This is a genomic window from Pseudomonas sp. Choline-02u-1, from assembly GCF_002836515.1.
In the GTDB taxonomy this organism is placed as follows: domain Bacteria; phylum Pseudomonadota; class Gammaproteobacteria; order Pseudomonadales; family Pseudomonadaceae; genus Aquipseudomonas.
This window is the reverse complement of the sequence record NZ_PJBC01000054.1, coordinates 1-226: the sequence shown is the minus strand read 5'-3', so window position 1 is coordinate 226 and position 226 is coordinate 1. Positions and strand designations below refer to the sequence as shown.

The window sequence follows — 226 nt, the reverse complement described above, 5'->3', positions numbered from 1 at the left end:
GCATCGGCCAGCTCTGCTGGTCGATGTTGTTTACGCCCCTCCAGAATTTCGCGTACGTTGAGCCGCTTTTGCGGGCGTCGACGAGCGCCGCTGTACAGCACGAGGAACAAGGGATGTTCGCGCCGGCCAATGAAACCCACTTTGCCCTGACCATCGAAGGGCTTTCCGCTGATTTTCAGGTGTTTACCCTGACCGGCCGGGAAGCCATCAGCCAGCCTTTTGTCTT

At 58.4% G+C, this 226-nt stretch carries 1 protein-coding gene; it reads left to right on the top strand.

The features are described from left to right. Positions 1-113: 113 nt before the first annotated feature. Positions 114-226 (top strand): hypothetical protein (locus CXF97_RS28800; protein ID WP_371918387.1); only part of this gene is annotated, 113 nt, incomplete at its 3' end.